Origin of the sequence: Phenylobacterium sp., from assembly GCF_030693805.1 — a bacterium.
Classification (GTDB): Bacteria; Pseudomonadota; Alphaproteobacteria; order Caulobacterales; family Caulobacteraceae; genus Phenylobacterium.
Map to the genome: position 1 here is coordinate 1 of NZ_JAUXZW010000184.1, position 1,128 is coordinate 1,128.

The following is a 1,128-nucleotide window of genomic DNA, read 5'->3' on the forward strand; positions in this document are numbered from 1 at the left end:
TGGCTTGCAAAAGCAGGGACAAAACCAAGGAAATGAACAGTGAACGGCATCAAGCCGTTTTTTCATGCCCCTATAGCTATAGATTACTAAAACTATCTTTACCCAAAAAATCGAAGACAAAACACCACATCACTGCCGTCCTCGGATAAAGTCCAAGCCTGACAAGCACTTACATCCGCCTTCCTCGAACCGCCCCGTGCGCCCACCCGCCGTTTTCAGCAGCCGCCCTGCCCTGCCAAGGTCTTCGACCGACGTCCCTGGAGGGCCGGCGCACACCCACCCTGCCCGAACCGAAACCAGCGGTGCCCGTGGCCATCTCGGCTGCCTGACGGTCGTTGCTGAAAACTGCTTTCGGACGCATGTCCCGGGCGAGCGCACAGCCCTCTTCGGTTCGGGGAGTACACGGTGAACTCAACCGCTTCCTACGTCCGCCGTCTGGGGCCCCACCACTTCGCCCACCTGCGGGCCGTGGCCGAAGGCATCCCCGTCCTGGAGAGCGCTCGGCGCTACCTCGGCATCGAGCATGGCCACCAGGCCCACAGCGCGCACATCGAAACGATCGATGCGGTGCGGGCCATCGCGCGCCGGCGTGGCGAATCAGCCTGGCGCCTCATCGGGCTGACCATTTCGCCCAAGGGGCAGAGCACGGCTCCCAGCCTGGAGTCGTTCGTGGCGCAGCGCGACCTGGACGGCTGGAGCGAAGCCGAGGTCTTGGCGATGTACCAGGAGGCATTCCCCACCGACCTGCGCGCGGATCGGCGCATCAAATTGCGTCAGCGCCAAATCGAGCTGATTCAAACCCTGCAAGCGCAAGCGGCCGAGACGCCCTCCCCCTCCGATCTCGTGAACGGGTGGTTTGATGAAGTGACCGCCAAAAAACTCATCGGGGCGGGTATCGTGAACCTGGGCGATCTTCACGCGCGCATCCACGCGGGCGGTCGGTGGTTCGGCGCACTGGCGGGCATTGGGCAGACGAAGGCACGCCGGATCGAGCGGCACCTCAATGGCCTCTTGCCGGGCCTGCCAAGGCCCTCTTTGGCGATCTTTAGGCTGGTGGAGGGGTCAAAAATCGACCTCTCAGAACGCCCCAGGAGCGATTTTTTAGGGGTCAGCAATACCTGGGTGGCC

1 protein-coding gene is annotated in these 1,128 nt (G+C 62.6%); it reads left to right on the forward strand.

Annotation, left to right across the window (positions count from 1 at the left end):
- Nucleotides 1–405: 405 nt before the first annotated feature.
- A partial coding sequence (locus Q8M88_RS07680; RefSeq protein ID WP_305596030.1) for a phage integrase family protein occupies nucleotides 406–1,128 on the forward strand: 723 nt, incomplete at its 3' end.